This is a genomic window from Streptomyces sp. MK7 (assembly GCF_032658145.1).
Classification (GTDB): domain Bacteria; phylum Actinomycetota; class Actinomycetes; order Streptomycetales; family Streptomycetaceae; genus Streptomyces; species Streptomyces spiralis.
Map to the genome: position 1 here is coordinate 178,060 of NZ_JAVACL010000006.1, position 26,999 is coordinate 205,058.

24 protein-coding genes are annotated in these 26,999 nt (G+C 73.0%); 7 read left to right on the forward strand and 17 right to left on the reverse strand.

Features of this window, described 5'->3' with window-relative positions; translation table 11 throughout:
* Positions 1-37: 37 nt before the first annotated feature.
* Positions 38-481: an SSI family serine proteinase inhibitor gene (locus R2S09_RS11005; protein ID WP_306184276.1), complete on the reverse strand. Its 444-nt coding sequence runs from the start codon at positions 479-481 to the stop codon at positions 38-40.
* Complete coding sequence (locus tag R2S09_RS11010) at positions 478-1,803, reverse strand: M14 family zinc carboxypeptidase (protein ID WP_316740629.1); 1,326 nt, start codon at positions 1,801-1,803, stop codon at positions 478-480. Before R2S09_RS11010 ends, R2S09_RS11005 begins: the two co-directional genes overlap by 4 nt.
* Positions 1,804-2,112: 309 nt before the next feature.
* On the opposite strand from R2S09_RS11010, the gene treZ reads away from it, so the two are divergent.
* A complete protein-coding gene (gene treZ, locus R2S09_RS11015) occupies positions 2,113-3,867 on the forward strand; it encodes a malto-oligosyltrehalose trehalohydrolase (protein WP_316740630.1) in 1,755 nt (584 codons plus the stop codon).
* 403 nt (positions 3,868-4,270) lie between these two features.
* On the opposite strand, the gene R2S09_RS11020 is transcribed toward treZ, so the two are convergent.
* From R2S09_RS11020 to R2S09_RS11045, 6 genes are all read right to left on the reverse strand, one after another.
* Positions 4,271-5,245, reverse strand: coding sequence for a phosphotransferase family protein (locus R2S09_RS11020; RefSeq protein WP_306184279.1), 975 nt, complete (start codon positions 5,243-5,245; stop codon positions 4,271-4,273).
* Positions 5,246-5,291: 46 nt separating this feature from the next.
* Complete coding sequence (locus R2S09_RS11025; protein ID WP_316740632.1) at positions 5,292-6,419, reverse strand: aminopeptidase P family protein; 1,128 nt, start codon at positions 6,417-6,419, stop codon at positions 5,292-5,294.
* A gap of 230 nt (positions 6,420-6,649) precedes the next feature.
* Entirely contained in the window at positions 6,650-7,225 is a 576-nt protein-coding gene (locus tag R2S09_RS11030; protein WP_316740634.1) for a PDZ domain-containing protein, read from the reverse strand.
* A 36-nt stretch (positions 7,226-7,261) separates the two neighbouring features.
* On the reverse strand, positions 7,262-9,457 hold the full coding sequence (gene cyc2 / locus R2S09_RS11035) for a germacradienol/geosmin synthase Cyc2 (protein ID WP_316740636.1): 2,196 nt from the start codon (positions 9,455-9,457) through the stop codon (positions 7,262-7,264).
* Between the two features lie 133 nt (positions 9,458-9,590).
* Positions 9,591-10,793: a damage-control phosphatase ARMT1 family protein gene (locus tag R2S09_RS11040; RefSeq protein ID WP_316740638.1), complete on the reverse strand. Its 1,203-nt coding sequence runs from the start codon at positions 10,791-10,793 to the stop codon at positions 9,591-9,593.
* A gap of 180 nt (positions 10,794-10,973) precedes the next feature.
* Entirely contained in the window at positions 10,974-11,627 is a 654-nt protein-coding gene (locus R2S09_RS11045; protein ID WP_316740640.1) for a Tat pathway signal sequence domain protein, read from the reverse strand.
* A 520-nt stretch (positions 11,628-12,147) separates the two neighbouring features.
* Between R2S09_RS11045 and R2S09_RS11050 the strand changes: the two genes are divergently transcribed.
* Together R2S09_RS11050 and R2S09_RS11055 are read left to right on the forward strand one after the other, a co-directional pair.
* Positions 12,148-12,810, forward strand: coding sequence for a DUF6230 family protein (locus R2S09_RS11050; RefSeq protein ID WP_306184438.1), 663 nt, complete (start codon positions 12,148-12,150; stop codon positions 12,808-12,810).
* 16 nt (positions 12,811-12,826) lie between these two features.
* Positions 12,827-13,276, forward strand: a complete 450-nt coding sequence (locus R2S09_RS11055; RefSeq protein ID WP_316740643.1) for a DUF6114 domain-containing protein — start codon at positions 12,827-12,829, stop codon at positions 13,274-13,276.
* Between the two features lie 6 nt (positions 13,277-13,282).
* Here R2S09_RS11055 and R2S09_RS11060 read toward each other — a convergent pair whose 3' ends face one another.
* The 9 genes from R2S09_RS11060 to R2S09_RS11100 form a co-directional block, all read right to left on the reverse strand.
* A complete protein-coding gene (locus R2S09_RS11060) occupies positions 13,283-14,245 on the reverse strand; it encodes an ABC transporter substrate-binding protein (protein ID WP_306184286.1) in 963 nt (320 codons plus the stop codon).
* A gap of 121 nt (positions 14,246-14,366) precedes the next feature.
* Positions 14,367-15,035, reverse strand: coding sequence for an ABC transporter permease (locus tag R2S09_RS11065; protein WP_316740645.1), 669 nt, complete (start codon positions 15,033-15,035; stop codon positions 14,367-14,369).
* Positions 15,032-15,760: an ABC transporter permease gene (locus R2S09_RS11070; RefSeq protein WP_306184288.1), complete on the reverse strand. Its 729-nt coding sequence runs from the start codon at positions 15,758-15,760 to the stop codon at positions 15,032-15,034. Before R2S09_RS11070 ends, R2S09_RS11065 begins: the two co-directional genes overlap by 4 nt.
* Positions 15,757-16,956 (reverse strand): ABC transporter ATP-binding protein, encoded by a 1,200-nt coding sequence (locus tag R2S09_RS11075; protein ID WP_316740648.1) that lies wholly within the window; start codon positions 16,954-16,956, stop codon positions 15,757-15,759. The genes R2S09_RS11070 and R2S09_RS11075 overlap by 4 nt, the downstream gene beginning before the upstream one ends.
* 210 nt (positions 16,957-17,166) lie before the next feature.
* Complete coding sequence (locus tag R2S09_RS11080; protein ID WP_306184290.1) at positions 17,167-17,532, reverse strand: DUF6479 family protein; 366 nt, start codon at positions 17,530-17,532, stop codon at positions 17,167-17,169.
* Between the two features lie 121 nt (positions 17,533-17,653).
* Positions 17,654-18,061, reverse strand: coding sequence for a peptide-methionine (R)-S-oxide reductase MsrB (msrB, locus tag R2S09_RS11085; RefSeq protein WP_306184291.1), 408 nt, complete (start codon positions 18,059-18,061; stop codon positions 17,654-17,656).
* 18 nt (positions 18,062-18,079) lie between these two features.
* On the reverse strand, positions 18,080-19,474 hold the full coding sequence (gene murC / locus R2S09_RS11090) for a UDP-N-acetylmuramate--L-alanine ligase (RefSeq protein ID WP_306184292.1): 1,395 nt from the start codon (positions 19,472-19,474) through the stop codon (positions 18,080-18,082).
* Between the two features lie 73 nt (positions 19,475-19,547).
* Positions 19,548-20,021 carry an indole-3-glycerol phosphate synthase gene (locus R2S09_RS11095; protein ID WP_306184293.1) on the reverse strand — a complete coding sequence of 158 codons (474 nt, stop codon included), beginning with the start codon at positions 20,019-20,021 and terminating at the stop codon, positions 19,548-19,550.
* 1,071 nt (positions 20,022-21,092) lie between these two features.
* Positions 21,093-21,920 carry a pyrimidine reductase family protein gene (locus R2S09_RS11100; RefSeq protein WP_306184294.1) on the reverse strand — a complete coding sequence of 276 codons (828 nt, stop codon included), beginning with the start codon at positions 21,918-21,920 and terminating at the stop codon, positions 21,093-21,095.
* Positions 21,921-21,957: 37 nt separating this feature from the next.
* Here R2S09_RS11100 and zapE point away from each other — a divergent pair, with 37 nt between their 5' ends.
* The 4 genes from zapE (at position 21,958) to R2S09_RS11120 (ending at position 26,986) form a co-directional block, all read left to right on the forward strand.
* Positions 21,958-23,070 carry a cell division protein ZapE gene (gene zapE / locus R2S09_RS11105; protein ID WP_306184295.1) on the forward strand — a complete coding sequence of 371 codons (1,113 nt, stop codon included), beginning with the start codon at positions 21,958-21,960 and terminating at the stop codon, positions 23,068-23,070.
* A gap of 179 nt (positions 23,071-23,249) precedes the next feature.
* Positions 23,250-24,266 carry a slipin family protein gene (locus R2S09_RS11110; protein WP_306184296.1) on the forward strand — a complete coding sequence of 339 codons (1,017 nt, stop codon included), beginning with the start codon at positions 23,250-23,252 and terminating at the stop codon, positions 24,264-24,266.
* A 127-nt stretch (positions 24,267-24,393) separates the two neighbouring features.
* The gene (locus R2S09_RS11115) at positions 24,394-26,007 is read left to right on the forward strand and encodes an FAD-dependent oxidoreductase (protein ID WP_316740654.1); all 1,614 of its coding nucleotides are present in this window, start codon (positions 24,394-24,396) and stop codon (positions 26,005-26,007) included.
* Between the two features lie 94 nt (positions 26,008-26,101).
* Positions 26,102-26,986, forward strand: a complete 885-nt coding sequence (locus R2S09_RS11120) for a polysaccharide deacetylase family protein (protein WP_316740656.1) — start codon at positions 26,102-26,104, stop codon at positions 26,984-26,986.
* Positions 26,987-26,999 lie beyond the last annotated feature (13 nt).

The following is a 26,999-nucleotide window of genomic DNA, read 5'->3' on the forward strand; positions in this document are numbered from 1 at the left end:
GCGACGGCGGCGGGCGCGTGCCCAGGCGCGGGAAGGCTCACGCGTCCAGTGCGAAGACCTCGCCCGTGCGGGCCTCCATCACGCACTGGTTGGCGAAGGTCTCCGTGTAGTCGATCGCTCGGCCCTGCCACTCGCCGCGGGCCTGGACGGTGACGGGGGCGTAGATCATCGAGCAGATGACGTCGTCCTTGTGGGGGACGAAGCGGATGTCGCCGCGCGCGGACCGGAGCTGGGCGCAGGCCAGCGTCGCGTGGGAGTGGCCCCGGGGCGGGTCGCACCGCAGGAGGGCGCCCCGGGTGTCGCCGGAGCGGGTGTCGCCGTGGGTGACCGTGACGTAGAGCCAGTCGTTGTCGCCGCTGTGGCGGTGGGGGGTCCGGGCTCCGTGGGCGGCCTGGGCCGGGAGCGCGGCCGCGAGGAGGAGGGCCGCTGCCGCCATCGTGCCGCGCCGCAGCCGGGTCGCCGTCTTGCTGAAGTGGGTCATTCTCCATGTATCGGCACGGCGGCCCCCGGCCCCCACGTGGCCTCACCCGAACGGGAGCACGCGCGCGCGTGCCGCCCGGCGAGCCGGCAGGCGGCCAGCACCATCCGGGTCTGGTACTCGGACTGCCGGGCGACCGGTATCCAGCGCGCCCCGAGGCCGTCGCGGTAGTCCGCGCACCACTCGTCGATCAGCCGGTCCAGATGCGGCAGGACACCGGCCGGGTCGTCCCCGGCTGCACGCACGAGGCGGTGGATCAGCCCGGCGGTGCGCAGGGCGAGGCGCCGGCCGGCGATGCGCAGGGCGGCCAGGTGGGCGTTGGTCAGCGGCGGCAGCGCGCGTGCCGTGCCGTCGTCGGTGTCGGGGTCCCATGCGTCGGCGAGGCCGGGGCAGACCAGTAAATAGTCGTCCACCGGGGCGAGCAGGCGGTCCGCGCCCGGCACGCCGGCGACGTGGGGCCGGGCGCGGGCCAGGAGCCGCGCCAGGTGCCGTGTGTTGTCGCGCAGGGCGTGGCTCACGGCGCGCAGCACCGCGTCCGGGTCGGTGGGCGCCGAGCCGTCGCCCACCGCGGCCACGCCCCACATGGGTGCCTCGACGACGGCGGTCACGGTGCCGTGCCGGTCCGGGTGGAACCAGGTGGACTCCACGGCCGCCTCGGTGATGGCGGCGGCCAGGTCGCGCCGGCGCGGGGGCGGGATCCGGTACACGGCGGGACCGAGGCGGGGCCAGTACAGGGAGTCGTAGGCGCCCAGTTCGCGCGGGATGCCGAGCCGGGCCGCGGTGTGCGCCAGGCGCTGGGCGAGGCCGGGCAGGTCCCGGGTCAGCTCGACGAAGCCGCCGCCGACGTCCACGCCGTGCAGCGAGCACTGGACGAAGGGCCGCAGCTCGTCCTGGAGGTCGAGCAGGGCGCGGGTCTCGGGCAGCGCGGCGGCCTCGGCGCCGTCGGGCAGCCATTCGGGCTGCTCCAGGAAGCCGGGCCGGAAGAAGTTCCGGAAGTAGGCGCCGAGGGTGTAGGGGCCGGTGAGCCAGCCCTCGTTGCGGCGCGAGCCGTCCGGGTCGAGGCAGAGCAGCAGGTTCCAGGTGATGTCGGCGGCCTCGCCGGTGACGGGTGCGGCCAGGACCCGCTCGGCCAGCCGCAGGACGGTGGCGCCGCCCACCGGCTCGTTGGCGTGGGGCCCGGCGACGACGAGGGCCTGGCGGCTGCCGTGGCCCACCGAGAGCAGCCAAAGGGGCGTGCCCGCGCGGGAGGTGCCGACACGGCGCAGCCGGGCGCCCTGGGGGTGGCGGGCGACGAGTGCGGCGGCGTGCGCGCCCAGCTCGTCCACGGTCGGGTAGCGGTGGAGTGGGGGCAGGGCACACCTCCACAATGCGGTGCCGTTGGTTCACCACATGTGCATGGTGTACGCACAGTCAGTCACGATGTTTCCGATCCGTCAACACCACCGTGCGAAAACGGACTTGACCGGCCGCGACGGGCATCCCGCAGACCGTGGGCGAAGTGGGGCGCAGACGGTCCCCGACCGGGCGGATCCGACGACACCCACCGCAAAAGGAAGCATCCGAAAGCGGATTGATCTCTTTTGGAGGACGATGGACGCACTCCATCACGGTGAGCAGACGAAGGGGAACCGTCCGTGCAGTTCGAGGTGTGGGCACCGCAGGCCGGCCGTGTGACGCTCCGGTGCGACGGGGCCACGCGCGCGTTGGAGCGCGATCCGGAGCGGTCGGGTTGGTGGATCGGTGAGGCCGAGGCGCGGGACGGCTCGCGGTACGGCTTCGCGGTGGACGACGGGCCCGTGCTGCCCGACCCGCGCTCGCGGCGGCAGCCGGACGGCCCGGACGGGCCGAGCGCCGTCGTCGACCACGCCCGCCATGTGTGGCGTACCGCGGACTGGGCGGGGCGGCCGCTGCCCGGCGCGGTCCTGTACGAGCTGCACGTCGGCACGTACACGCCCGAGGGCACCTTCGACGCGGCCGCCGAGCGGCTGGAACACCTGGTCGAACTGGGCGTCACACACGTGGAGTTGATGCCGGTGTGCCCGTTCCCCGGCCGGCACGGCTGGGGGTACGAGGGCGTCTCGTTGTGGGCGGTGCACGAGCCGTACGGCGGCCCGGAGGGGCTGAAGCGTTTCGTCGACCGGGCGCACGGACGGGGCCTCGGCGTGGTCCTGGACGTCGTCCACAACCATCTGGGCCCGTCGGGCAACTATCTGCCGCGGTTCGGGCCGTACTTCACCGACGCCCACCACACGCCCTGGGGGGCCGCCGTCAACCTGGACGCGCCCGGCTCGGACGAGGTGCGGGACTTCCTGATCGGCAGCGCGCTGGCGTGGCTGCGGGAGTACCGGATCGACGGGCTGCGTCTGGACGCGGTGCACGCGCTGGCCGACACGCGCGCGTGCCACTTCCTGGAGGAGCTGTCCACGGCCGTGGACGCGCTCTCCGCCGACCTCGGCCGCCCGCTGTTCCTCATCGCCGAGTCGGACCTGAACGACCCGCGGCTGATCACCCCGCGCGCGGAGGGCGGCCTGGGCCTGCACGCCCAGTGGAACGACGACTTCCACCACGCCCTGCACAGCGCGCTGACCGGTGAGGCCCAGGGCTACTACGCCGACTTCGGGCGGGCCCCGCTCGCGGCGGTCGCCAAGACGCTCACCGGCGGCTTCTTCCACGACGGGACGTACTCCAGCTTCCGGGGCCGCCGTCACGGCCGTCAGCTGGACCGCACCCGGGTGGCCGGCCACCGGCTGCTCGGCTACAGCCAGACCCACGACCAGGTCGGCAACCGGGCCCAGGGGGACCGCCTGTCCATGCTGCTGGCCGACTCCCCCGGGCTGCTGGCGTGCGCGGCCACGCTGACGCTGACCGCGCCGTTCACACCGATGCTGTTCATGGGCGAGGAGTGGGGCGCGAGCACCCCGTGGCAGTTCTTCACCGACCACACCGACCCGGAGCTGGCGGAGGCCGTGCGGCGGGGCCGGCGGCGGGAGTTCACCGCGCACGGCTGGGCGGAGGAGGAGGTGCCCGATCCGCAGGACCCGGCGACCCGCGACCGCTCCTGCCTGGACTGGTCCGAGCCGGAGCACGGGCCGCACGCGCGTCTGCTGGCCTGGTACCGGCGGCTGATCGCGCTGCGGGAGGAGCAGCCGGACCTCACCGACCCCGACCTCGCCGACACCAAGGTGGCCTACGACGAGGAGGCCCGCTGGTTCGCCTTCCGGCGGGGCGACGTCCGCGTGGCCGTCAACCTCGGCAAGGAGCCCGCGGCCATCCCCCTCGGCACCCGCCCCGCCGAGCTCCTCGCCGCATGGGACCCGGTCGAGGTGCCCGACGGCGACGGGGTACTGCACCTGCCCGGGGAGTCGTGCGTGGTACTGGCACAGAACTGACCAGGCCCGAGCCGGGACGGGACCGCCACCACGACGCATCAGGGACCGACGGCCCGGCGGGCCGCACCGCCGCGGGCACCGCCGCCCCTGAGCAGCGCCGGGTCGGCGCCACCGCCCGCGACGCCACGGTCATCGCCGACACCGCGCGCCTACGGCACTACGCGACCGCCGGCCCGCCGCACGAGGGGACGGCCCCGCCGCCCCGCGACGCCCCGGGACCGGCGGCTCACACGGCTACGGCCCTTACCGGTGCCGCCGGCCCGCCGCACGGCCGAGACACCCCGCGGCACCCCGGGGACCGGCGCCTCACACACCTACAGCCCCCACGAGTACCACCGACCGCCGCACGACCGAAACGGCCACCACCACCCCTGCGGCACACCCGGGACCGGCGGGTGTGGCGCTACGGTGCCGTGGTGCTGTCGTCGCCGGTGCCCTGGCAGTCCTCGCGGAGTTCTGTGACCCGTTCCAGGAGGATCGCCTCCCAGGCGTGGCGCAGCCGGGACCTGAGCGGTGGCAGCGGGGTGTCGTCGCGGCCCTCGAGGCGGCCGGCGAGCCGGATCACGCTGTCGCAGCGGGCCAGCCACAGGCCGCGCAGGCAGGGGCGGGCGCCGTAGCCGGCGAGGGTGGCGGCGCGCACGGCGGCGGGGGAACCCACGGCGAGGGCGAGACCGGCGATGTCCTCGGCGGGATCCCCGACCGCCGCGCCGGTCCAGTCCAGGACGCCCCGCACCCGCCCGTCCGCGCTCACCACCAGGTGCTCGGCCCCGAGGTCGTGGTGGACGAGCACGGCGGTCCCGGGCTGGGCGGCCAGCTGGGCCGCGGCGGGCGGGGTGAGCTGGTTCATCCGCGCGGGATCGAACTCGTCGGCCTTCCCGAGGCGTTCGGCCGCGTGCACGGCCGTACGGCGCAGCGCCTCCAGGGAGCGGGGCGCGGCGCGGGGCACGCCGAGTGCCTCGGCCTGGCGGGCGGGCACCGCGCGCAGTCCCGTGAGCAGCCCGGCGAGGTCGTCCTCTCCGACGGCGGAGACGTCGTGCCCGCCCGTGGTGCCGCCGGTGATCCGCGTGTCCAGCGTGTACGTCAGTCCGGGCGCCCACTCGCCGTGGGCGACGCTGGCCGGCACGGCGAGCGGCACGTGCGGCCGGACGAGGTCGCGCAGGCGCACCTCGCGGCGCTGGCGTGCGGCGGCCTCGCGGTCGGGGGCGAGGCGCAGCACGTGGCGGGTGCCGACCCACCACGTGGAGTGCTCGCCGCCCTCGGCGACGGGCCGGACGTCGGGTCCGGCGGCGGTGCCGGCCCGGTCCTGCGAGCTCTCCTTGAGCAGGGTGCGGACCAGTCTGCGGAGGGTGTCCGCGGTGGGTGTCGGTGCCTGGGTCATCGTCGGGCCGTGTCGATTCGGGTCGCGGGTGCCGGCTGCCGGTCGGTCAGTCCACCAGGACCATCTCGCGGGTCGTGTCGTTGAGGCGGCGGCCTCCGTCCTCGGTCACCGTGACGATGTCCTCGATGCGGACGCCGAAGCGGCCGGGCAGATAGATGCCGGGTTCCACGGAGAAGCACATGCCGGGCACGAGGGGCTGTTCCTCGCCCTCGATCATGTAGGGCGGTTCGTGCGTGGTGACGCCGATGCCGTGGCCGGTGCGGTGGATGAAGTACTCGCCGTAGCCGGCCTCGGCGATCACCGTGCGGGCGGCCCGGTCGACCTCCTGGCAGGCCGCCCCGGGGCGCACCGCCCGGAATCCGGCCTCCTGGGCCTCGCGCACGATGTCGTGCACCCGGCGCTCCTCGTCGGTGGGCTCGCCGACGTGCACGGTGCGGGTGGTGTCGGAGCCGTAGCCGTCCTTGAGGCCGCCGAAGTCGAGGACGACCATGTCGCCGCGCTCGATGACGCGGTCGCCCATCTCGTGGTGCGGGTTGGCGCCGTTGGGGCCGGAGCCGACGATGGTGAAGTCGACCTGGGAGTGCCCGGAGCGCCGCAGCAGCTCGGCGAGGTCGGCGCCGACCTCGGACTCGCGGCGCCCGGCGAACCGGACCTTGCGGATCTCCTCGAACGCCTGGTCGGCGGCCGCGCCCGCGGCGGCCAGGAGCCGCAGTTCCGCCGGGTCCTTCACGGCGCGCAGCATCGGCAGGGCCTCGGTGAGGGAGGCGTAGGAGGTGCCGGGCAGGGTCCGCTGGAGGCCCAGCAGGTGCATGGCCCAGGTGTTGTCGCTGATGCCGAACCGGCCGGAGGTGTCGAGCAGGTCGGCGGTGACGGCGTAGGGGTCCTTGCCGTCGGTCCAGTCCCGCAGGGTCAGGGCGGGCGCGCCCACGGCCCCGGCGGCGTCCGGGGCCTCCAGGGTGGGGACGACGAGCACGGGGTCCCGGCCGGGGGTCAGGACGAGCAGGGTGAGCCGTTCGGTGACGGCGGTGGGCGTGTAGCCGGTGAGCCAGACCATGTCGGGGCCCGGCGCCACCAGCAGTCCGGCCAGCCCGGCGTCGGCGGCCGCCTGTGCGGCACGCGCCATCCGGGCCCGGTGGTCGTCGGCGGTGAAGGGCGCGGGCGCGGTGCCGGTCATCCGGGCCTCCGTATTCGGCTGAACGGGTGATGGTGGACCCACGGGCAGCATCCTGCCCGCCCGCGCGGGGCCGCGCGAGCCGGTCGGCCGCATCCGCCGGGCGGCGCGGGCCCGTCGCCCCGCCCCGTCCGGTCGGCCGACCGTGTGACCAGTGCTTCCGCTCCCATGTTAAGACTCGGCACCCACCCGCCCCGCACGCCCCGTGCCGGGACCGCGACACACCGTTCACCTCATGTGACGACTCCGGGCACCACGGTCAGCTGCTCGTAGCCGCCGCTGCGGTGCCGCACCGTCAGCACCACCTCACGGCCGGGGCGCGCCCGGGCGACCGCCCGGGCCAGGTCCGCGGCCGAGTCGACGCGGGTTCCGCCGAACACGAGGAGCACGTCTCCGCGTACGAGGCCCGCCGAGGAGCCGGGTCCGGGGACGTGGACGCCGACGACGCGGGCCCCCGGCCCGGTGTCGTCGACCGCCTCGATGCCGAGGGCCGGGCGCACCGGCGTCGGCGTGGGGCTCGCGGGCGCCGTCCGGTACGCCGGGGCGGACCGGGGCGCCGCCGCCCCCGGTCCTGCCGCCTGGCGTTGCAGCTCGGCCATTCTGCTCATGCCGATCACCGTGGCGCTCACCGTGCCGATGCCGATCCCGGACAGCAGCAGGACCAGGCCGCCGAGCAGACCGAACGCGACGGTCAGCAGCCGGCGGCGCCCGCGGCGGACGCTGTGCGGGCGCCGGACGGTGCCGCGCGAGGCGCCGCCCGGGGGCTCCCGGCCGGGCATCGGCTTGGGACGCAACGCGGTCTGTTCCATCGATCGCCTCCATCTGGTCCTGCCCCAGGTCCTGGGTCAGCCGACGGGCAGGGCGGAGGCCGGCGGGCGGTCCGGGAGGAAGCCGTGGGCGCGGCGGGCGAGCCACTCGGCCTTGTAGCGGTCGACGTTCCGGTGCCAGTTCAGGATGCCGGCCATGTAGTTCTGCAGGCCGGTGACATAGCCGTGGAGTGAGGCCCACGCATGGTCCGACAGCCCGAAGTCGTCGCGGACGAGGGGCAGTTCGTGGGCGATGACGTGTTCGAACTGGTGCATGCGCTGGGTCATCAGGTCGTGCACGACGGTGAGCGCCGCCGGATAGCCGATGCCGAAGAAGTACTGCACGACGAGGATCGCGTTGTGGATCTCGCCCTCGTACTCGATCTCCTTCTGGTACGAGAAGACGTCGTTGAGCAGGCAGGCGTAGTCGACGGCCGCGTTCTCCAGCGAGCGGACCGGGCCGCAGCCGTAGACCTCCGGCGGCAGGTCCGGGGCACGGCCCGCGCGGCACAGGTGCAGGGTGAGGTCGGCGCCGAAGGTGGCGCGCCGCATCTCCAGATAGTCCACCGGGTCGGGGATGCGGTTCTGGAGCTGGTTGGACAGCTCCCACACCCAGCTCTCTGTCATCGTGTCGATCGCCTGTTTGAGGGTGCGGCACTGGTCGGCGGTCATCTGCGCGGTGGTGCGCGCCCACAGGGCGGTCAGTCCGCGCTCCATGGCGCCCACGGGAACGGTCGCCGTCTCGCCGTCCAGCGGCATGCAGCCCGACAGGCGGGCCGTGGCGAGCCGGGCCCCGGCCAGGTCGCGGCGATGGCCGTACACCAGCGGGTAGTAGTCGTCGGCGTAGGTGCCCCAGGCGAGCCACCGCGCGCTGAGGTCGAGCGCCTCGGGGGTGGCGTCCGGGTCGAGGCCCGCGGAGCACAGGGCGAGGTCGTAGGAGGCGAGTTTGTCCTCGTCCCACACGCCCTCCTGGAGGATGCCCATGCGGTGGCACCACGCGGTCAGGCGGGAGCGGGCGGCGTCCAGGTGCGGGCTGAGCCGGAGCTCGTACGGCATGTACAGGTCGGGGATACGGGAGGGCCCGACCTTCTGGAACGGCACATGGGTGTAGGCGCGCAAACGCCCCCACTGCCTGAACGGCGTGGGAGGTACCCCCATGGCGCCCGCGTCGGCGAGCAGCGCGCGGACGTCCGCGCCGGAGGTGCCGAGGCCGGTCGGCCGCTGCCAGGGGCTGTCCGGACGTGCCCCCTTGTTCATGTACCGGCTGGAGCGCATGTGCCACTCGTGGCCGCCGGACTGCCAGTCCTGAAGGCCCTTGGTGTACGCCGCCACCGCCGCGATCCGGTCGGGGGTGAGGCCGTGCTCCACGGCGAGCGCGGGCACCTCGGTGAGCGCCGTGTGCTCGAACTGGCGCAGCCGGGAGGTGAGGACGTCGTTGACGGTCTCGGCGGCCTCCTGGGTGGTGCAGCCGAAGAAGGTCTCCAGGACCAGCACGCCGTTGCTCAGCTCGCCCTCCTCCTCCACCTCGCGCTGGTAGGAGAACAGGTCGTTGCGCAGGTGCACACCGTCGGAGAAGGTCTCCATGAGCACCCGCAGCGGCCTGGATCCGGCCACGCACGCGGGAACCTCGGCGGTGGCGTACTCCACGAGCCCGGCCGACCAGGGGGCGCCGCCGACCTTGCGGCGCATCTCGATGTACTCGACGGGGTTGGCGACGCGTCCCTCGTTGATGTTGGACAGCTCCCACAGGGACTCGTTCAGCAGGTGTTCGGTGGCCACCGCGAACCGCTGCCGCCAGCCGGCCGACATCGACGGCACCGTGCGCGCCCACAGGTCGGCGAGGCCGGCCTCCACCGGGTTCTCCGGTTCGGGCACGGGAGTCGCGAGGTCGAGCGGCATGAACAGGGGCAGCCGGTCCAGGTAGGCCTTGCCGCCGGCGCGGTCCTGGCCGCGTTTGAACGTCTCCAGGAAGTGGTCGTCGAAGAAGAAGACCCACACGTACCAGTCGGTGATCAGGGACAGGGCGGGTCCGTCGCAGTCCGGGTGGGTGTAGGCGCAGAGCAGTCCGTAGTCGTGCGCGTCGAGGTCGGACTGCTCCCAGATCCCGGAGCCCTCCAGCATGCCCATCTCGCGCGCCCACCGCGTCGAGTGGGCGCGGGCCTCGTCGACGTGCGGGTTGAGCCGCGCGGGATACGGCATGTAGAAGTGCGGGAGTTCGAAGGGCTGCTGCGTCATGGCCGGGCACTACCCGTGACACTCCGGCGGCATCCTCCGGCGCGGATCCGATCACACCATCGCGTGAATCGCCGTCCGAACCGGCCCGTGAGCAGCGAGGGTTCGCCGAGACGCCGTGAAGGTGCGGGCCCCGTCAGGCTCCGGCGACCTGGATCAGCGCATGCGTGCCGCCGGTGCGCCAGCGCCGGTCCTCGGCGGCGTCGAGCGCGGCCTCGGTGCGCGCGTCCAGGCCGGTGACCACCTCGGACTTCAGGGTGCGCAGGGCCGCGACCGGGCCGGGGAAGTACGCGGTCACATCCGCGAACGACGTGGTCGGGGGCCACAGCCGGTCGCCGACCAGGCGCCGGTAGTTCAGGTCGCCCTTGAAGACGGTCAGCGTGCCCGCGGCGAACTCCTCGCGCAGGTCGCCGGGCATCTCGGCGTACGGCAGCGGGGCGCAGGAGAACGGGTGCGCGCGGACGGTCAGCCGCCCGTCGGCCATGGCGGACCACAGGCGGCGCCCGTACCCGTGGGCGGCGCCCGGCGCCGCCGCCAGCCGGCGCACGGCGTCGACGACGTCGGCCGTGGTGGCGTCGGAGACGTAGTACGGGTACGGCTTGACGTGCAGGACCACCCGCGCCGCGCGGCCGTGGCCGAGAAGGTCGGCGACGAGGAGCAGGTCGGGGACGAGTTCGCGGCCCGCGTTGTCGGCGACCAGGCAGAGCGTGCCGGTGCCGGAGGTCGGCAGCAGGGACCACAGGGCCTCGCTGTCGTCGGCGACGAGGCCGGGGGCGTCCTGGGTGACGCCGGTGGCCGTCGCCCGGGCCTCGGTGGAGGCCGCCGACAGGCGGAAGCCGAGGTCGGCGCGGTTGCCCCAGAGCGAGCCGTGCAGCAGGGCGGCCAAGCGCTCCGCGTCCGGTACGCCCTCCAGGGCGTCGAGCGCGGCCAGTTCCTCGTCGGTGTCCTGGGCGTCGAGTTCGGCGAGCTTGGCCGGGCGGAACGGGTCGATGCCCTGCCACGGACCGGGCCCGAAGTAGCCGACGGCCTCGAGGAGCAGACGGTAGAAGTAGCTCTCGGACCACAACCACGGCACGTCGAACCAGGACCGGCCCTCGTACCCGGCCATCCCCCAGGCCGTCCAGCGGTGCCGGTCGTGGGCGTCGGCGGGGAGCGGTTCGATCACTCCCTCGGTGCAGCTCTCCGACAGTGCGTCGAGGGCGCGGTGCTGCGCGGGGCCGTAGGGAAGGGCCTCACGCACCTGCCGGATGATGGCGGGGTGCCGCTCGGCCAGCACGCTGTGCGGGAAGGAACCGGGTTCGCCGCCGAGGAGCACCGGCGCGGTCGGGATCTCGGGCATGCGCTCACGCTAGGGCCTGTCCGGCGGATCCCGCCGCAGACGCGGGGTCTGGCACGCACATCTGGGCTTGATATGGCGCGGTGGCTTCTCTCCGGCCAGATCCGCCGGACAGGCCCTGGCGAACAGCGGCGCGCCGGACACGTGCTGCCGGTGCCCGGCGCGCTGCCGGCGCGGGAGAGGTCAGTTGACGTAGACGGCGGCGCCCGCGTCGGTCACCGGGGCGTACTGCGCGGTGAAGTAGCCGTTGGCGAAGCACAGCGACGAGCCGGACGCCTTGCCGAACTGCTGGTTGGTGAAGGTGATGCTGTTGGCGGCGTTGTCGGCCTTGCCGGTCAGGGCGGCCGCCTTGTAGACGCAGGTGACGCTGCCCAGCAGGGTGCGCAGCTTGACCGTGGCCTGGATGGCGGAGCCGCTGGACGGTGTCACGGTGAGCGTGCCGTCGGAGTCGACGGTGGCCGCGTACGGCAGGTTGTCGATCGTGATGCCGCTGACGCCGAGCACACCGGTGACGTTGCTGGTGCAACTGGCGCTGTCGAAGGTGTGCCCGGTCACCGACTCGGTCGCGCTGCCGGGTGCGGCGGGGTTGCCGGTGACGGTGGCGGTGAACGTCGAGGAGGTGCACGAGACGCCGCTGCTGCCGGACGCGCTGGAGGCGAATGTGGCGTGGGTGCCGCTCGCCAGCGAGGCGGTGAGGACGTCACCGACCGCGACGGGCGTGCCGCCGGGGCCGCCCGTGGTGAGCACCGCGCCGCCCGCGGCGGAGGCGGGGACGATCGCCGGGAGCGAGAGCGCGGCGATGACGGCGGCGAGGGTGAGGACGGGACGCGTACGCATGCGGGTACCTCGATTCTGTGTGGGGGTCGGGCGAGGTGCGGGGACGCCCTGAGGTGCGTGCGCAGGGAGCCGAGGAGAGCGCGTGAAAGCCCTTGCACAGGTGAACGGCGTGCGTGAAGGGCCGACAGGCGCAACGGCTCCGGGAAGGAGCGCGGCGGGCCGTGCGGTGGGCCGCGCTGCGAAAACGGCGTCACGGATCCGGCGCCACGGATCCGGGGAGGCCACGCAGAGTTGTAGCCCCGACCGCCCGTCAACGTCAAGGCATGACAAGGCAGTTGGCCGAGCCGGCCGCAGCTGTGCGTCCTGTGCACGACCGAGGCGCCGAAGGTTCACCTTTCTTTCACAAGCACCTTGACCCTGCCTGTAACCCCCGGTAACTTCCTCCGCACCTACTGCCGCGTAAACCAGAAAGCCCTTGCATCGACCGATGGTGCTCCGGGTGCGCGGCAGCCGCTGTCCGCGCCAGGGCAACGGGCCGCTGAACTCCGCACCGGCACTGACCATGCACACGGGAGCAGACATGGCCTCGTCCTCGGACCTCACATCGTCCGCCGACCCCACCCCCGAGACCCCCGAGCAGCCCGGCACGGACAGACGCGGCCGGGTGCGGCTGCGCCGTGCCGCCGTCCTGGCGGTGCCCGCCACCCTGGTCGCGGCGGGCCTTGCGGTGCTCACCGCACAGGGCGCCCTGGGTGTCCAGTTCGCGATCTCCGGGATGCCCTTCACGGTCACGGCGACCGAGCTGAACGGCACCGGCTTCGAGCAGTTCGGCGCCCTGGACAACATGGCCGAGGACAGCCCCAACGCGGGCGACACCGGCGGCCAGGTGCTGGTGGTGACCTCGGCGATCAAGAACGCGACGCTGACCCGGCTGTGCCAGAGCGTCGACCTGGGCGGCACCAACCTGCTGATCACCGCGGGCAGCGGCGCCGAGAAGGTGCGGGCGACCGATCTGACGACGGACTCCACCGAGCTCTCTGGCGACGCCGCCTTCGACAACATCGAGATCGGCAACGACGCCAGCACGCTCACCAAGGCGGGTGTACGCGGCCCCAAGGGCGTGTTCAGCCAGCAGTCGGACACGGTTCGCATCGCCAACCTGCGGCAGACCAACTACGCCACCACGGCGGGCGTCTTCAAGCTGCCGGGCCTCAAGCTCCGGTTCAGCGACTCGGGTTGCTGAACCGATGGCGGACGACGTGAGCGCAGGGCAGGCGGGCCCCGGTGTGCCGCGACCGGGCCCGTGGGCCGCGTTCCGCAGCTGGCGGTTCCGCCGCCCCTTCTGGGGCGGGCTGCTGCTCACACTGGGCGGGGTGGAGATCCTGCTCACCGAGAAGGCATCACTGAAGGTCGTGATGCACATCGGGATGCAGGGCCTGGCCGGCTATCTGCTGCCCGCACTGATGGTGCTGTGCGGGCTGCTGACCCTCTTCAACCCCGCCCAGCGCCTCTTCTACTCCCTCACCGGCGTCCTGCTGTCCCTGGGCACCTGGGTCACCTCCAACCTGGGCGGCTTCTTCCTCGGCCTCCTCCTCGGGGCGACCGGCAGCTGCCTGGTCTTCGGCTGGCTCCCGGACCAGGAGTCCCGCCGGGCACGCAGGCAGCGGCGGAGACAGGCCCGGGGGCGGCCACGGGCGGCCGGCGCCTGACGTGCGTCAGCCGAGACCGGCCGACTTCAGCCAGGCCTTGGCGACGTCGAGCGGGTCCTTCTTCTGGGCCTGCACCTGGGTGTCCAGGTCCAGCAGGGTGGCCGTGTCCAGCTTGGCGGAGACCGCGTTGAGCGCGTCGACGCCCTTCTGGGAGAGCTTGCCCTTGCGGACGAGCGGCTGGACGTTCTCGAAGCCGAAGAGGTTCTTCGGGTCCTGGAGGACCACGAACTTCTCCTTGGCGATGGTCGGGTCCGTGGTGAAGACGTCCGCGACCTGCACGGTGTTCTTCTTCAGGGCCTGCTGGGTCAGCGGGCCGCCCGCGTCCAGGGCCTTGAAGGACTTGAACTGGAGTCCGTAGACCGACTTCAGGCCGAGGAGGCCCTGCTGGCGGGCCTGGAACTCGGGCGAGCCGCCGAAGACGAGGTCCTTGGCGGCGTCCTTGAGGTCGGCGATGGAGGACTGCCCGGTGAGGTGGTACTTCTTCGCCGTCTCGGCGTTGACGGTGACCGAGTCCTTGTCCTGCGCGGGCGCGGGCTGGAGCAGCGTCAGCCCCGGGTCGAGCTTGCTGTTGATCGCGGCCGTCGTGGCCTCCACCGTCTTCGGGGCGGCCTTCTTGTCGAGGTAGGCCAGCAGCGCCCCGTTGTACTCGGGCAGTACGGTGATCGAGCCGTTCTTCAGCAGGCCGTACGTGGTCTCGCGGCTGCCGATGTTGGGCTTGTAGGTGACCTTGATGCCCTTGGCCTTCAGGGCCTCGCCGTAGATGTCGGCGAGCAGGATGCTCTCGGCGAAGTTGTTGGAGCCGACGACGACGCTGTCGCCGCTCGCCCCGCCGCCCGTGAGCGGGTTGTCGGACGTGTTGTCTGAGGACGACGAACACCCGGTGACGAGCGCCGCGACGGTGGCGAGCGCGACGGCGGCCGCGCCCGTGAGCCTCGTGCTGGACCTGGAGTTCTTCGGGTGAGAAGTCACCTGTCCGATCCAATCCAGCCGGTTCTCGGTCAGTCAAGAGTCACCGGGTCACCGATTGGCTTCGATCTTCGGCGAGTTGCGCGAGACGCCGGCCTGGGGCGGCGGCGCCGCACCCCCGGGATCAGCCGCTCCTGCGCACCCCGGGCGAGACCGTGCACCGCGCCACCGCCCAGAACACCGCGAGGGTCGCCAGCGCCAGGGCGGCGACCAGTGTGGCGCCGCCCACCACCTTCTCGTAGTCGCGCTGGTAGAGCCCGTCGATGACGTAGCGGCCGAGGCCGCCGATGCCGACGTACGCGGCGATGGTGGCCGTGGAGACGATCTGGATGGCGCCCGAGCGCAGGCCGCTGAGGATCAGCGGGAGCGCGACGGGCAGTTCGACCTGGAACAGGATCCGCGACTCCTGCATGCCCATGCCCCGCGCGGCGTCCACCGGCGAGGGGTCTACGGAACGCACCGACTCGTACGTGGTCACCAGGATCGGCGGGACGGCGAGCACCACCAGCGGGACCATCACGGGCACCAGGCCGAAGCCGACCATGATGGTCATCAGCACCAGCAGACCGAAGCTGGGCAGGGCCCGCCCGGCGGTGGCGATGAAGGCGAGGGCGTTGCCGCCGCGCCCGTAGTGCCCGGTGACCAGGCCGACGGGCAGCCCGATGGCGGCGGCGAGGGCGAGCGCGATCAGGCAGTAGCGGATGTGCTGGATCAGCCGCGTGGGGATGCCGTCGTAGCCGTGCCAGTGGGCGCTGTCGCTGAAGAAGGCGTTGACGAAGTGCAGTACGTTCACCGGACGGTGTCCTCCAGGGCGGGCACGGCCGGCTCGGGCCCTGCCTCGGCGGCGTCGGCGGCCTCGGCCGGGGGGCGGCGGCGGGTGCCGTGCGGCATCCAGGGGGTGAGCAGGCGGCGCACGAGGACCAGGACGGCGTCGGCGAGGATGGCCAGGGCCGCCGTGGTGACCACGGAGTTCACCGCGAGTTCGGGCCGGTGGTAGATGTTGGCGTCGTTGAGCAGGTTGCCGAGCGCGCCCTGGTTGCCGATCAGCATGCCCACGCTGACCAGAGAGATGCTCGACACGGTGGCCACCCGCAGTCCCGCGATGATGGCGGGTACCGCGATCGGCAACTGCACCTGGAGATAGCGCCGTACGGGCCCGAAGCCCATGGCGGTGGCGGCGGCGAGCGTCTCCTGCGGCACCGAGCGGACGCCGTCGACGATGGCCGGGACGAGCACGACCAGGCTGTAGACGGCGAGCGGGATCATCACGGTCAGCTCGGTCTGGCCGGTGTAGTCGATCAGGACGACGAAGAAGGCCAGGGACGGAATGGCGTAGAGGACTGTCGTCAGCCCCAGCACCGGCGCGTACAACCAGCGGAAGCGCACACACAGTTGCGCGATCGGCAGCGAGACGAGGAGGCCGGCCAGGACCGGCAGCAGGGCCTCGCGCAGATGCAGGCCGATCAGGCCGAGCCAGCTGTGCTGGAGGTCGCTCGGAAGGTCGAAGAAGCCGCTCATCCGGCGACCTCGGCGCCGGTGGCGGCATCGGCGTCACCGAGCGCACCACCACCGGTAGTGCCGTCGTCTCCGGCGGTACCGGTGGTGCGCTCGGCGTGGGCCGTGCGGATCGCCTCGCCGATGGCCTGCTGGGAGACGACGCCGACGGCGCGGCCGGTGCCGTCCACGGCGACGGCCCAGCCGGTCGGGGAGAGCACGGCGCAGTCGAGGGCGGCGCGCAGGGACTCGCCGCCCTGCCGGAAGGGCCGTCCATGGGGCAGCAGCCGGGCGACGTCCACCGGTCCGGCGGCGAGCGCGGCCGGCTCGCTCCAGCCGAGGGGCCTGCCGTCCCGGTCGGTGACGAGGAGGTAGGGCACGTCGTCCTCGGCGTCGGTGCGCGCGGCGACCTCCTCGGCGGTGGTGTCGACCGTGACGATCGGGGCGCTCTTCAGCTGCAGCCCTTCGGTGCCGAAGAAGGAGAGCCGGCGGATGCCTCGGTCCGTGCCGAGGAAGTCCTCCACGAAGGCGTCGGCGGGGGCGGTGAGCAGTTCGGCGGGCGGCGCGTACTGGGCGAGCCGGCCGCCGGTGCGCAGCACCGCGACCGTCGTGCCGAGCTTGATGGCCTCGTCGATGTCGTGGGTGACGAAGACGATCGTCTTGCCCAGCTCGTCCTGGATGCGCAGCAGTTCGTCCTGAAGGCCCTTGCGCACCACGGGGTCGACGGCGGAGAACGGCTCGTCCATCAGCAGCACGGGCGGATCCGCGGCGAGCGCCCGGGCCACGCCGACGCGCTGCTGCTGACCGCCCGACAGCTGGTAGGGGTAGCGCTTGGCCAGTGCGGCGTCCAGTCCGACGCGCTCCATCAACTCCAAAGCCCGCACGCGGGACTTGCTCCTGCTCCAGCCGAGCAGCCGGGGTACGGTGGCGATGTTGTCGACGATGGTGCGGTGCTGGAAGAGACCGGCGTTCTGGATGACGTAACCCATCGACCGCCTGAGGGAGTTGACGGGCTGTTCCCGGATGTCGACGCCGTCCAGGAGGATGCTGCCCTCGCTGGGCTCCACCATCCGGTTGATCATGCGCAGGGTGGTGGTCTTGCCGCACCCGGAGGGTCCGACGAGGACGGTGATCGAGCGGTCCGGTATCTCCAGCGAGAGCCGGTCGACCGCGACCGTGCCGTCCGGGTACCGCTTGGTGACTGTGTCTATGCGTATCAAACGCCGAACACCCTTCGGGTCTGGCAGAAGCTGCCCGCTCTCGGCCACGGTCGCACGGGCCGCTGCGGTGTGAGTCTAGACGCCTCGGGTTGCGGCGGGCCGGGAGCGCCCCGGGCAGGGGCGCATCCCGTGAAGATGTGGTGGGATCTGTGAACAGGGCCCGCGAAAACGGGGCGGGCCCCGTGAAGGGACCTGCCCCGCTTCGTCGGATCAGTGGGCGCCCGGGCCTCCGCTGCCGAAGGATCCGCTGGTGCCCGGGGCCCAGCGGTGCCGGTGCTGGTCCTCGCTGCGGCGGGTGCCGGCGCGATGGATCTCGTACGGCATGAGCCGCTGCCCGTCCTCGGGCTCCACCTCGTCCGGCTCGCGGAGCTCGCTGATCTCCTCGATGGCTCCGGTGACCGGGAGGTGCGGCTGCTCATGGTCCTTGGGGCGGTCGGGCTCCCGGCGCATCACGCCGATGCCCATGCCGACGGCCCATACGAGCGCGATCACGATCACCAGGCCACCGATGAAGGCTCCCAGAGTCGCCCACACGTGCGGCGCCGCGGCCAGTTCGACGTAGGAGGCTGTGACCATCTCTTTCACCCGCCTCTGCGGAGATGCGGAGAAACTGCCGGTGGCGTCGGCGACGCCACCTGTGTCCCATATTGTCCCACCCCGTCAGGGTGCTGCAAAGCGTCCTGACGGGGCGCTCGGCTCAGTCCTCGGCCGGCGTCAGTCGCAGCGAGACGCTGTTGATGCAGTACCGCTGATCGGTGGGTGTGGGGTACCCCTCCCCCTCGAAGACATGCCCGAGGTGCGACCCGCAGCGGGCACACCGCACCTCGGTGCGCACCATCCCGTGGGACCCGTCCTCCAGCAGTTCCACGGCGTCGGTGTCCTTCGGGTCGAAGAAGGACGGCCAGCCGCAGTGGGACTCGAACTTGGTGTCGGAGGTGAACAACTCGGCGCCACACGCCCGGCAGGAGTAGATGCCCTTGGTCTTGGTATCCGTGTACTCGCCGGTGAAGGCGGGCTCCGTGCCGGCCTGGCGCAGGACGGCGTACTCGGCCGGGGTCAGCTCCGCGCGCCACTGCTCGTCCGGCTTCTCGACCTTGTACGGCATGAGCCTCAGCTCCTCGCTTCAGTTCTCGCTCAGTCGGTCCAGGATGCGCGGGCCGAGGTCCGTGACGTCGCCCGCTCCCATGGTGAGAACGAGATCGGCGGCCTTCGCCATTCCCGCGATCACGTCCGGAACCTCCGCCGTGTCGTGGACGGCCGTGACGTCGGCGCCCGCGGCCCGGGACGCCTCGATGATCAGCTCGCTGGTGACGCCGGGGATCGGGTCCTCGCGGGCGGGGTAGATGTCCAGGACGACGGAGGCGTCCGCGAGGGCGAGCGCCTGGCCCATCTCCTTGCCCAGCTCCTGGGTGCGCGAGAACAGGTGCGGCTGGAAGACGACCAGGATCCGGGCGTCTCCCGCAGCGCCGCGCATCGCCTCCAGGTCGGCGGTCATCTCGGTCGGGTGGTGGGCGTAGGAGTCGATCACCTGGACGCCCGCGGCCTCGCCCTTGAGCTGGAGCCGCCGCTTGACGCCGGTGTAGGCGGCCAGGGCGGGGGCGAGCTCGGCGGCCGGGATGCCGAGGGCGACGCCGGCGGCCAGCGCGGCGACGGCGTTGTGCGCGTAGTGGCGGCCGGGGACGGAGACGGAGAAGGTCAGCTCGGTGCCGTCCAGCAGGACGGTGACCTCGCTCTTCAGGCCCTGCGGGACGATCGCGAGGATGCGTACGTCGGCGTCCTCGGACTCGCCGTACGTCACCACCCGCACGTCGCGGGCCGTGATCCGGCGCGTCAGCTCCCGCGCGCCCTCGTGGTCGGCCGCGATCACCAGCGTGCCGCCCTCGGTGATGCGGTCCACGAAGGTCTCGAAGGACTCGTAGATCTCGTCCATCGAGGCGTAGTTGGCGTGGTGGTCCAGTTCCACGTTGAGGACGATGGCGACCTCGGGGGCGTACTTGTGGAAGCTGCGGTCCGATTCGTCCGCCTCGGCCACGAAGATGTCGCCCTCGCCGTGCAGCGCGTTGGAACCGGGGGCGTCCAGGTCGCCGCCGATGGCGTAGGAGGGCTTCAGACCCAGCTCGGACAGGGAGACCGCGAGCATGGAGGTCGTGGTCGTCTTGCCGTGGGTGCCGGCGACGGCGATCGGGCGCAGGCCCGTCATCAGGGCGGCCAGCGCGTCGGAGCGGTGGACGACCGGGATGCCCAGCTCGGCGGCGCGCGCCAGCTCAGGGTTGTCCTCGCGGATGGCGGAGGAGACGACGACGCAGCTGGCGTCGTCGGCGAGGTGCTCGGCCGCGTGCCCGATGTGCACGGTGGCGCCCAGCGCGCGCAGCGCCTCGGCGGTCGCGGAGTCCTTGGCGTCACTGCCCGCGACCCGCGCGCCGCGCTGAGCGAGGATCTTGGCGATGCCCGACATCCCGGCGCCGCCGATGCCGATGAAGTGCGGTCGGTCCATGGCGGTAGGAAGGCCGGGTGCCATGCGCTTTTCTCCCCAGGTGGTACGGCTGCGGTACGACGGTGCGCGCACCCGAGCGCGGGGGCGCCGCCCAAGCCTATGCCTTGCTGTGCGAGAACAGCTTCAGGACCGGTACGCCGACCTTGTGACGGGCCCGTGAGGCCCAGTCCCGGTGGAAGAACTCCTCCACGTAGTGCGGGTCGGTCAGGACGATCACCTCGTCCGCGCCGACGTCCGCGACCAGGGACTTCAGGGCGTCCAGCGGATGGTTCTCCACCAGGCGCCCCTCTGCCTCGCCACCCGCGGCGCGCAGCGCCTTGAGGGAGACCTCCAGGGCCCGCTCCCCCTCGCTCTTGGCGGCCTCGCCCTCGGGCGTCTCGCCCTCCCGCGCCGCCTCGTCGATCTCGCCGAGCGCGATGTCGTCGATGGCCCGCAGCAGCCGGTCGGCCTGCTCGCCGCGCGGCTGGAGCAGCACGTGGAAGGAGACCGGCTCCTCGCCGTGCAGGGTGGTGACGAACTCCACGTCGGCGGACGTCAGGGCCTTCTCGATCATCAATACGCTTGTGAACACCAGGCGCCCTTTCTGCTCCGAGGGCCGCGCCGCGCCGCCCTCTGCCTACGGCTGGGGCCGATCCAGTCCCCAGCAGAAACCATCCTGCCTTGCGTCGGCGCCGGTTTCGCCGGAACTGAGTGCACCCACCATCAACAGACCGGAATTATCAATTCCGGTTGCTGGAAGTGTCCGGGTCTGATTGGTGGGGCGCGGCGGGTCTGGTCGGCGGGGGCGCGGCGGGTCTTGTTGCCGGTCGGGGTGCCGGTGGGACCTCCGGGTCGGGGTGCCGGGGGCGCCCGGGTTCGGGGTGCCGGGGGGAGGCCCCGGTTTCGGGTTGCCGGAGGCGCCGTGGTTCGGGCTGCGGGAGGAGGCCCGGGTTTCGGGTCGCCGGAGACGCCACGGTTCGGGGTGCCGGGGGAGGCCGGGGTTACGGGTCGCCGGAGACGCCATGGTTCGGGCTGCCGGAGGAGCCGGGTTTCGGGTCGCCGGAGGCGCCACGGTTCGGGCTGCCGGAGGAGCCGGGTTTCGGGTCGCCGGAGGCGCCACGGTTCGGGCTGCCGGAGGAGGCCGGGGCTGCCGTAGCCCGTGGCACCTGGATTCGGGTTACCGGAGGCTCCTCGGGGATGCCGTGGCCGGGAGCCACCCGGGGTGCGAGTGCCCGAGGCTCCCGGGCCGCCGTAGCCGAGAGGCACCCGGGGTTCGGGGGCCGGAGCTGCCGTAGCCGGGAGGCGCCGAGGGTTCAGGGTGCCCAGGGCTGCCGGCTGCCGTAGCCGACGGCGCTTGGATTCGGGTAAGGCTCCCGGGCCGCCGTAGCCGGAAGTCACCCGGAGTTCCGGTGCCCGAGGCTCCCGGGGCTGCCGTAGCCGGAAGTCACCCGGAGTTCCGGTGCCCGAGGCTCCCGGGCCGCCGTAGCTGGAAGACGCCCGAGGTTCAGGGTGCCCAGGGCTGCCGGCTGCCCTGGCCGGAGGCCACTGGCTGCGGTTGGCGGGGGTGCCCCGGGCCGTCACGTCCGGCGGTACCGGTGCCCAGGGCTGCCGGCTGCTGTGGCCGGAGGCTACTGGTTGCGGTTGGCGGGGGTGCCCCGGGCCGTCACGTCCGGCGGTACCGGCCGAACAGGAAGCCGTCCTCCTCCAGGAGCGAGGCCAGGGTGAAGCGGTGCGGGACGGGGACGGAGGGGCCGCCCGCGATGCGCTGGGCGTCCCCGGCGGTGAGCATCGGGGAGACGGTCAGGCACAGCTCGTCGAGCACGCCCGAGGCCACGAACTGGCCGAGCAGACGCGGACCGCCCTCGGTGAGCAGGCGCGTGTGGCCCAGCTCGGCCAGCGCGCGCACCGCGCGGACCGGGTCGATGCCCATGCCGTCCCCGGCGATCACCACGCGGGCGCCCGCCTTCTCCGCGGCCGCGACCCGGTCCGGGGCCGCGGCGGCACCGGTGAGGATCAATGTGGGCACCAGGGGCGAGGTGAACAGCGGGAGCGTGAAGTCCAGCTCCAGGCCCGCGGTGACCACCGCGATCGCCGGGGCCGGCCCCTGCCCGGCCGCCTCGCGCAGGGTGCCGAACTCCTTGCGTGCGCGGGCCGGGCGGTAGCCCTCCTGCCGTACCGTCTCGGCGCCGACCACCACCACGTCGGCCAGCGCCCGCAGCGTGCCGAAGATCCGCATGTCGGCGGCGCTGGAGATGGGCTGCGAGCGGCCCTCGTGCTGGGCCGCCCCGTCCAGCGTGGACACCATGTTGGCCCGCAGCCACGGCTCGCGCCCCGCGGCTCCGGGCCCGGGGTAGGCGTAGGCGGCGGCCAGCTCGGCGAGGGTCCACTCCCGGCCCGCGAGGCCGCCCGGCGCGCTCGCGTCACCGGTCTTCCGGCCCTCGCCGAAGGCCTGGGCTGCTGTTTCGTCGGTCACAGGGAACAGGCGTCGCATGCGGTGCAGTGTTCCACGCGGCATACCATGGGGAACCGTGTCGTCCTCCACTGCCGCCTCCGGTCTGAGCCCCGTCATCGGTGCCGCCCCCGTGTCCCTGTGCGCCCGTGAGCCGCACGTCCCCGCGGACCGGCTGGTCGCCGAGATGGTCCCGCCGCCGCGCTTCGACGCGGTGCGCTTCTCGACGTACATCCCGGACCCGAACCAGCCCAGCCAGACCGAGGCCGTCCGGGTCCTGGAGGACTTCGCCGCCGGGCTCGACGGTGCACCCGCCGGCGGGACCGCCCGGCGCGGCCTCTTCGGCTTCGGCAAGGGCAGGAGCAAGGCCGCCAGGACGCCCGCCGGGCCCCGCGGGGTCTACCTCGACGGCGGCTACGGCGTCGGCAAGACCCACCTGCTGGCCTCCCTGTGGCACGCCACCCCGGCCGAGCCCGACCGCAAGGCGTTCGGCACGTTCGTGGAGCTGACCAACCTGGTCGGCGCGCTGGGCTTCCAGAAGACGGTCGAGACCCTGTCCGGGCACCGTCTGCTGTGCATCGACGAGTTCGAGCTGGACGACCCCGGCGACACCGTGCTCGTGTCCACCCTGCTCGGCCGGCTGGTCGACGCGGGTGTCGCGCTGGCCGCCACCTCCAACACGCTGCCGGGCAAGCTCGGCGAGGGCCGGTTCGCGGCCGCCGACTTCCTGCGCGAGATCCAGGGCCTGTCGGCACACTTCCGCGCGCTGCGCATCGACGGCGAGGACTACCGCCACCGCGGGCTGCCCGAGGCCCCGGCGCCGTTCTCCGACGAGCAGGTGGAGAAGGCGGCGCACACCGCTGGGAACGCCTCGCTCGACGACTTCCCCGAGCTGCTGGAGCACCTGGCCAGGGTTCACCCCAGCCGCTACGGCGCGCTGACCGACGGCATCGGGGTCGTGTGCCTCACCGGCGTGCGGCCGGTGCCGGACCAGTCGACGGCGCTGAGGCTGGTCGTCCTCGCGGACCGGCTCTACGACCGTGAGGTGCCGGTGCTGGCCTCCGGGCTGCCCTTCGACCGGCTGTTCAGCGAGGAGATGCTGAAGGGCGGCTACCGGAAGAAGTACTTCCGCGCGATATCCCGGCTCACGGCACTCGCCCGGGACGCCAAGGGGCTTGTCGACGCTCCCTGACCGGCCCGAGGTGCGGTCCTCGCCCACCGCCCGGAGAGCGACGCCTCCAGCGACACCTTACGGCCGTGTGACGGTCTCACGTTCACGGCCCTGTGACGGTCTCACGGCCCTGTGACGGGGCATATGGTTGATGAAGGCCCCGAACGGGCGCACGGACGACTGGGCGAGGAGTCGTCATCATGCTTCAGGACCTACTGACCGCCGTGATCGCCGCGGGCTGCACGGGTCTCGTGTACCTCTCGGCGTCGGCGCGGGTCGTCAAGCAGTACGAGCGCGGTGTGGTGCTGCGGCTGGGGCGGTTCATCGGTGGCGTACGCCCGCCCGGTTTCACGATGATCATCCCGTTCGTGGACCGGCTGTACAAGGTCAACATGCAGATCGTCACGCTCCCGGTCCCCGCGCAGGAGGGCATCACCCGGGACAACGTGACCGTGCGGGTGGACGCGGTCGTGTACTTCAAGGTCGTCGACCCGGCCAACGCCGTCATCCAGGTCGAGGACTACCGGTTCGCGGTGTCCCAGATGGCCCAGACGTCGCTGCGCTCGATCATCGGCAAGAGCGATCTGGACGACCTGCTGTCCAACCGCGAGAAGCTCAACCAGGGACTCGAGCTGATGATCGACAGCCCGGCCATCGGGTGGGGTGTGCAGATCGACCGTGTGGAGATCAAGGACGTCTCCCTGCCGGAGTCGATGAAGCGGTCCATGGCCCGGCAGGCGGAGGCGGACCGGGACCGGCGGGCCCGGATCATCAACGCCGACGCCGAGTTCCAGGCGTCCAAGAAGCTGGCCGAGGCGGCGCAGCAGATGGCGGACACGCCGGCGGCGTTGCAACTGCGGCTGCTGCAGACGGTGACGGCGGTCGCCGCCGAGAAGAACTCCACACTGGTCCTGCCCTTCCCGGTGGAGCTGCTGCGCTTCCTGGAGAAGGCCCAGGGGCAGCCCCAGGTGCCGCCGGCACCGGAGACGCCGAGGCCGCTCGGCCTCACCCCACCCCCGGAGACGGCGGCCGTGGACGCTTCCGCACCGGCGGGCTCCACAGAAGCCGGAGCCGAAGGAGCCGGCGAAGCCCGCCTGGACGGCGAGCCCGAGCCCGCCGCCCTGGACGGGGCGCCCGAACCCCCCTTGGATCCCGCCTCGATCGCGCCCGTCCGGGCCGCCGCCGACGCCGCCTCGGCGGGGCCGCCTGATCAGTGAGGACGCGTCATCGCGCCATGGGGCCATCGGGCAGCTGAGGCGCCCACGCCGCTCGGCCGCCCTCACTCAGGCTCGCTGCCCCGGTGGGCAAGCGATCGGGCGGGTACGGCCGGGGTACCCGGCGGCCATGAGCGAACACAGACACGAAGGGGCGCAGGAGCAGCCCGGTGGGCGACACGAGCAGCGGCGCGTCAGTGGCTCGTACTGGGTGGAGACGGCTCCGGGGCCGTCGGCCCGTCCCCCGCTGGCGGAGGACCTGGACGTCGACGTGGTGGTGATCGGCGCGGGCGTGGCCGGCCTGAGCACGGCCTATGAGCTGACGCGGGCCGGCCTGGGCGTGGCGGTGCTGGAGGCGCGGCGGGTGGCGGCAGGCGTCACCGGGCACACCACCGCCAAGCTGACCGCGCTGCACACGCTGATCTACGACAAGCTGCGGCGCACCCGTGACGCGGAGGCGGCGCGGCTGTACGCCCGGTCGCAGTCCGAGGCGATCGAACACGCCGAGGCGCTGGTGGACGAGCTGGACATCGAGTGCGAGTGGGAGCCGCGCAGCGCGTACACCTACGTCCGTGACCCGGGCAGGGTCGCGGAGCTGCGGGCCGAGGCGGAGGCCGCGCGGGAGGCGGGGCTGCCCGCGTCGTTCGTGACGGAGACCGGGCTGCCGTTCCCGGTGGCGGGGGCGGTCCGGGTGGCCGGGCAGGCGCAGTTCCATCCGCGCAAGTACCTGCTGGCCCTGACGGCGGACCTGCTGGAGCGCGGTGGACAGGTGTACGAGGGCACCCTCGTGCGCGGTCTGACCGAGGGCGAACCGTGCCGGGTGACGACCGCGACGGGCGCGACGGTGCAGGCCCGGGACGTGGTGGTCGCCACCCACTACCCGATCTTCGACCGGGCGCTGCTGTTCGCCCGGCTCTCCCCGCGCCGGGAACTGGTCGTCGCGGGGCCGATCGAGTCCGGCCGGGACCCCGGGGGCATGTACATCACTCCGGAGGAGGGCACCCGGTCGGTGCGTACCGCGCCGTACGGGCCGTACGCGGAGGACGGGCCGGACGGCACGGACGGACCGGACCGCGTGGACGGGCTGCGGCTGCTCGTGGTCACCGGGGAGCACTTCACGCCGGGCAGCGCCGGCACCCCGGCCCGCTTCGACCGTCTGGCCGCCTGGGCGCGGGAGCATTTCCCCGGCGTGGACCTGGTCCACGCCTGGGCCACCCAGGACATCGACCCCACCGACACGGTGCCGATGGTCGGGCCGCTGCACGCGGGCGCCCGCCACACGTATGTGGCGACCGGTTTCGGCGGCTGGGGGCTGAGCGGCGGCATGATGGCGGGGCGACTCCTCACGGCGCTGATCACCGGTCGGGACTGCGCGTGGCGGGAGCTGTACGACCCTCGCCGGGTGCGGACGGCGGTGCGCGAGGCTCCGACGTTCCTCAGGACGCAGGCGGAGGTCGCCCGGCACTTCGTGGGCGACCGGTTGCGGCCCGCGCCGCCCGTGGAGGCGATACCGCCGGGCGGAGGTGCCGTGGTCCGTGCCGGCGCCGACCGCTACGCCGTGCACCGCGACGACGAGGGCAACCTGCACGCGCTCTCCGCCCGCTGCACCCATCTGGGCTGTCTGGTCTCCTTCGACTCCGCCGAGCGGGCCTGGGAGTGTCCGTGCCACGGCTCCCGCTTCGACACCGAGGGCCAGGTGCTCCAGGGCCCGGCGACCAAGCCGCTGGAGCGCAGGACATGGTGACGGGCGGGGCCGTGTCCGGCACGGGACCCCCGGGCGGGTGACCGCACGGCCGCGCTGCCGTTCATACGACCGGAGATCGTTCTACGTTCATCCGGTGATCTCACTTGTACGACGAATCACTGCGGCCTGCGCCCTGAGCGCCGCCCTCACCGCCCTCACCGCCGTCGCCGCCTGCGGCACCGCGCATGCACCCGGCACCCGGCACCCGTCCCCCGCCGCCGGCCACCCGGCCCCCGCCAGGCCCTCGGCCGCCGCCCCCTCCGCGCCGCCGACGCTCGCCTCCCGGCCCGGTGGCCTGACCCCGGTCTTCGTCAACGGCCCGCGGACCAAGGGCAAGATCGTCGCACTCACCTTCGATGCCGACATGACCGCCGACGAGGGACGGCGCGCGGCGGCGGGCGAGCACTTCGACAACCCCGCGCTCATCGCCACGCTCCGCGCCCTGAAGGTCCCGGCCACCGTGTTCATGACCGGCCGGTGGGCCGCGCAGTACCCGGACGAGGCCCGTTCCATCGGCAACGACCCGCTGTTCGAACTCGCCAACCACTCCTACAGCCACTACGCCTTCACCGGCGACTGCTACGGCCTGCCCACCATCGCCGCGGACCGGATGCGCTCCGACGTGGAGAACGCCGACAGCGCGTTCCGCAAGGCGGGCGTGCGGCACGTGATGCCGTACTTCCGCTTCCCCGGCGGCTGCTACGACGACAGGGCGCTGCGGGCACTCGGCGGCCTCGGCGTCACCGCCGTGCAGTGGGACGTGGTGAGCGGGGACGCGTTCGCGACGGACGCGAACGCCGTCACCCGGCAGGTGCTGGACGGGGTGAGGCCGGGCTCGGTGGTGATCATGCACTGCACGCGCAGCGCCGCCCCGACCACCGAGCGCGTCGTGCGGGCGGTCGTGCCGCAGCTGCGGAGGCAGGGCTACCGCTTTGTGAAGGTGTCCGACATGATCCGGGCGACGACCGGCCGTTCCTGACCACCCCCGACCA

Excerpts from the sequence above, each read along its gene's own strand:
- R2S09_RS11005 (WP_306184276.1), bottom strand. The coding sequence starts at position 481 with ATGACCCACTTCAGCAAGACGGCGACCCGGCTGCGGCGCGGCACGATG.
- R2S09_RS11020 (WP_306184279.1), bottom strand. The coding sequence starts at position 5,245 with ATGACCCAGGCACCGACACCCACCGCGGACACCCTCCGCAGACTGGTC.
- R2S09_RS11025 (WP_316740632.1), bottom strand. The coding sequence starts at position 6,419 with ATGACCGGCACCGCGCCCGCGCCCTTCACCGCCGACGACCACCGGGCC.
- R2S09_RS11030 (WP_316740634.1), bottom strand. The coding sequence starts at position 7,225 with ATGGAACAGACCGCGTTGCGTCCCAAGCCGATGCCCGGCCGGGAGCCC.
- cyc2 (WP_316740636.1), bottom strand. The coding sequence starts at position 9,457 with ATGACGCAGCAGCCCTTCGAACTCCCGCACTTCTACATGCCGTATCCC.
- R2S09_RS11040 (WP_316740638.1), bottom strand. The coding sequence starts at position 10,793 with ATGCCCGAGATCCCGACCGCGCCGGTGCTCCTCGGCGGCGAACCCGGT.
- R2S09_RS11045 (WP_316740640.1), bottom strand. The coding sequence starts at position 11,627 with ATGCGTACGCGTCCCGTCCTCACCCTCGCCGCCGTCATCGCCGCGCTC.
- R2S09_RS11050 (WP_306184438.1), top strand. The coding sequence starts at position 12,148 with ATGGCCTCGTCCTCGGACCTCACATCGTCCGCCGACCCCACCCCCGAG.
- R2S09_RS11070 (WP_306184288.1), bottom strand. The coding sequence starts at position 15,760 with ATGAGCGGCTTCTTCGACCTTCCGAGCGACCTCCAGCACAGCTGGCTC.
- R2S09_RS11080 (WP_306184290.1), bottom strand. The coding sequence starts at position 17,532 with ATGGTCACAGCCTCCTACGTCGAACTGGCCGCGGCGCCGCACGTGTGG.
- msrB (WP_306184291.1), bottom strand. The coding sequence starts at position 18,061 with ATGCCGTACAAGGTCGAGAAGCCGGACGAGCAGTGGCGCGCGGAGCTG.
- murC (WP_306184292.1), bottom strand. The coding sequence starts at position 19,474 with ATGGCACCCGGCCTTCCTACCGCCATGGACCGACCGCACTTCATCGGC.
- R2S09_RS11100 (WP_306184294.1), bottom strand. The coding sequence starts at position 21,920 with ATGCGACGCCTGTTCCCTGTGACCGACGAAACAGCAGCCCAGGCCTTC.
- R2S09_RS11110 (WP_306184296.1), top strand. The coding sequence starts at position 23,250 with ATGCTTCAGGACCTACTGACCGCCGTGATCGCCGCGGGCTGCACGGGT.
- R2S09_RS11115 (WP_316740654.1), top strand. The coding sequence starts at position 24,394 with ATGAGCGAACACAGACACGAAGGGGCGCAGGAGCAGCCCGGTGGGCGA.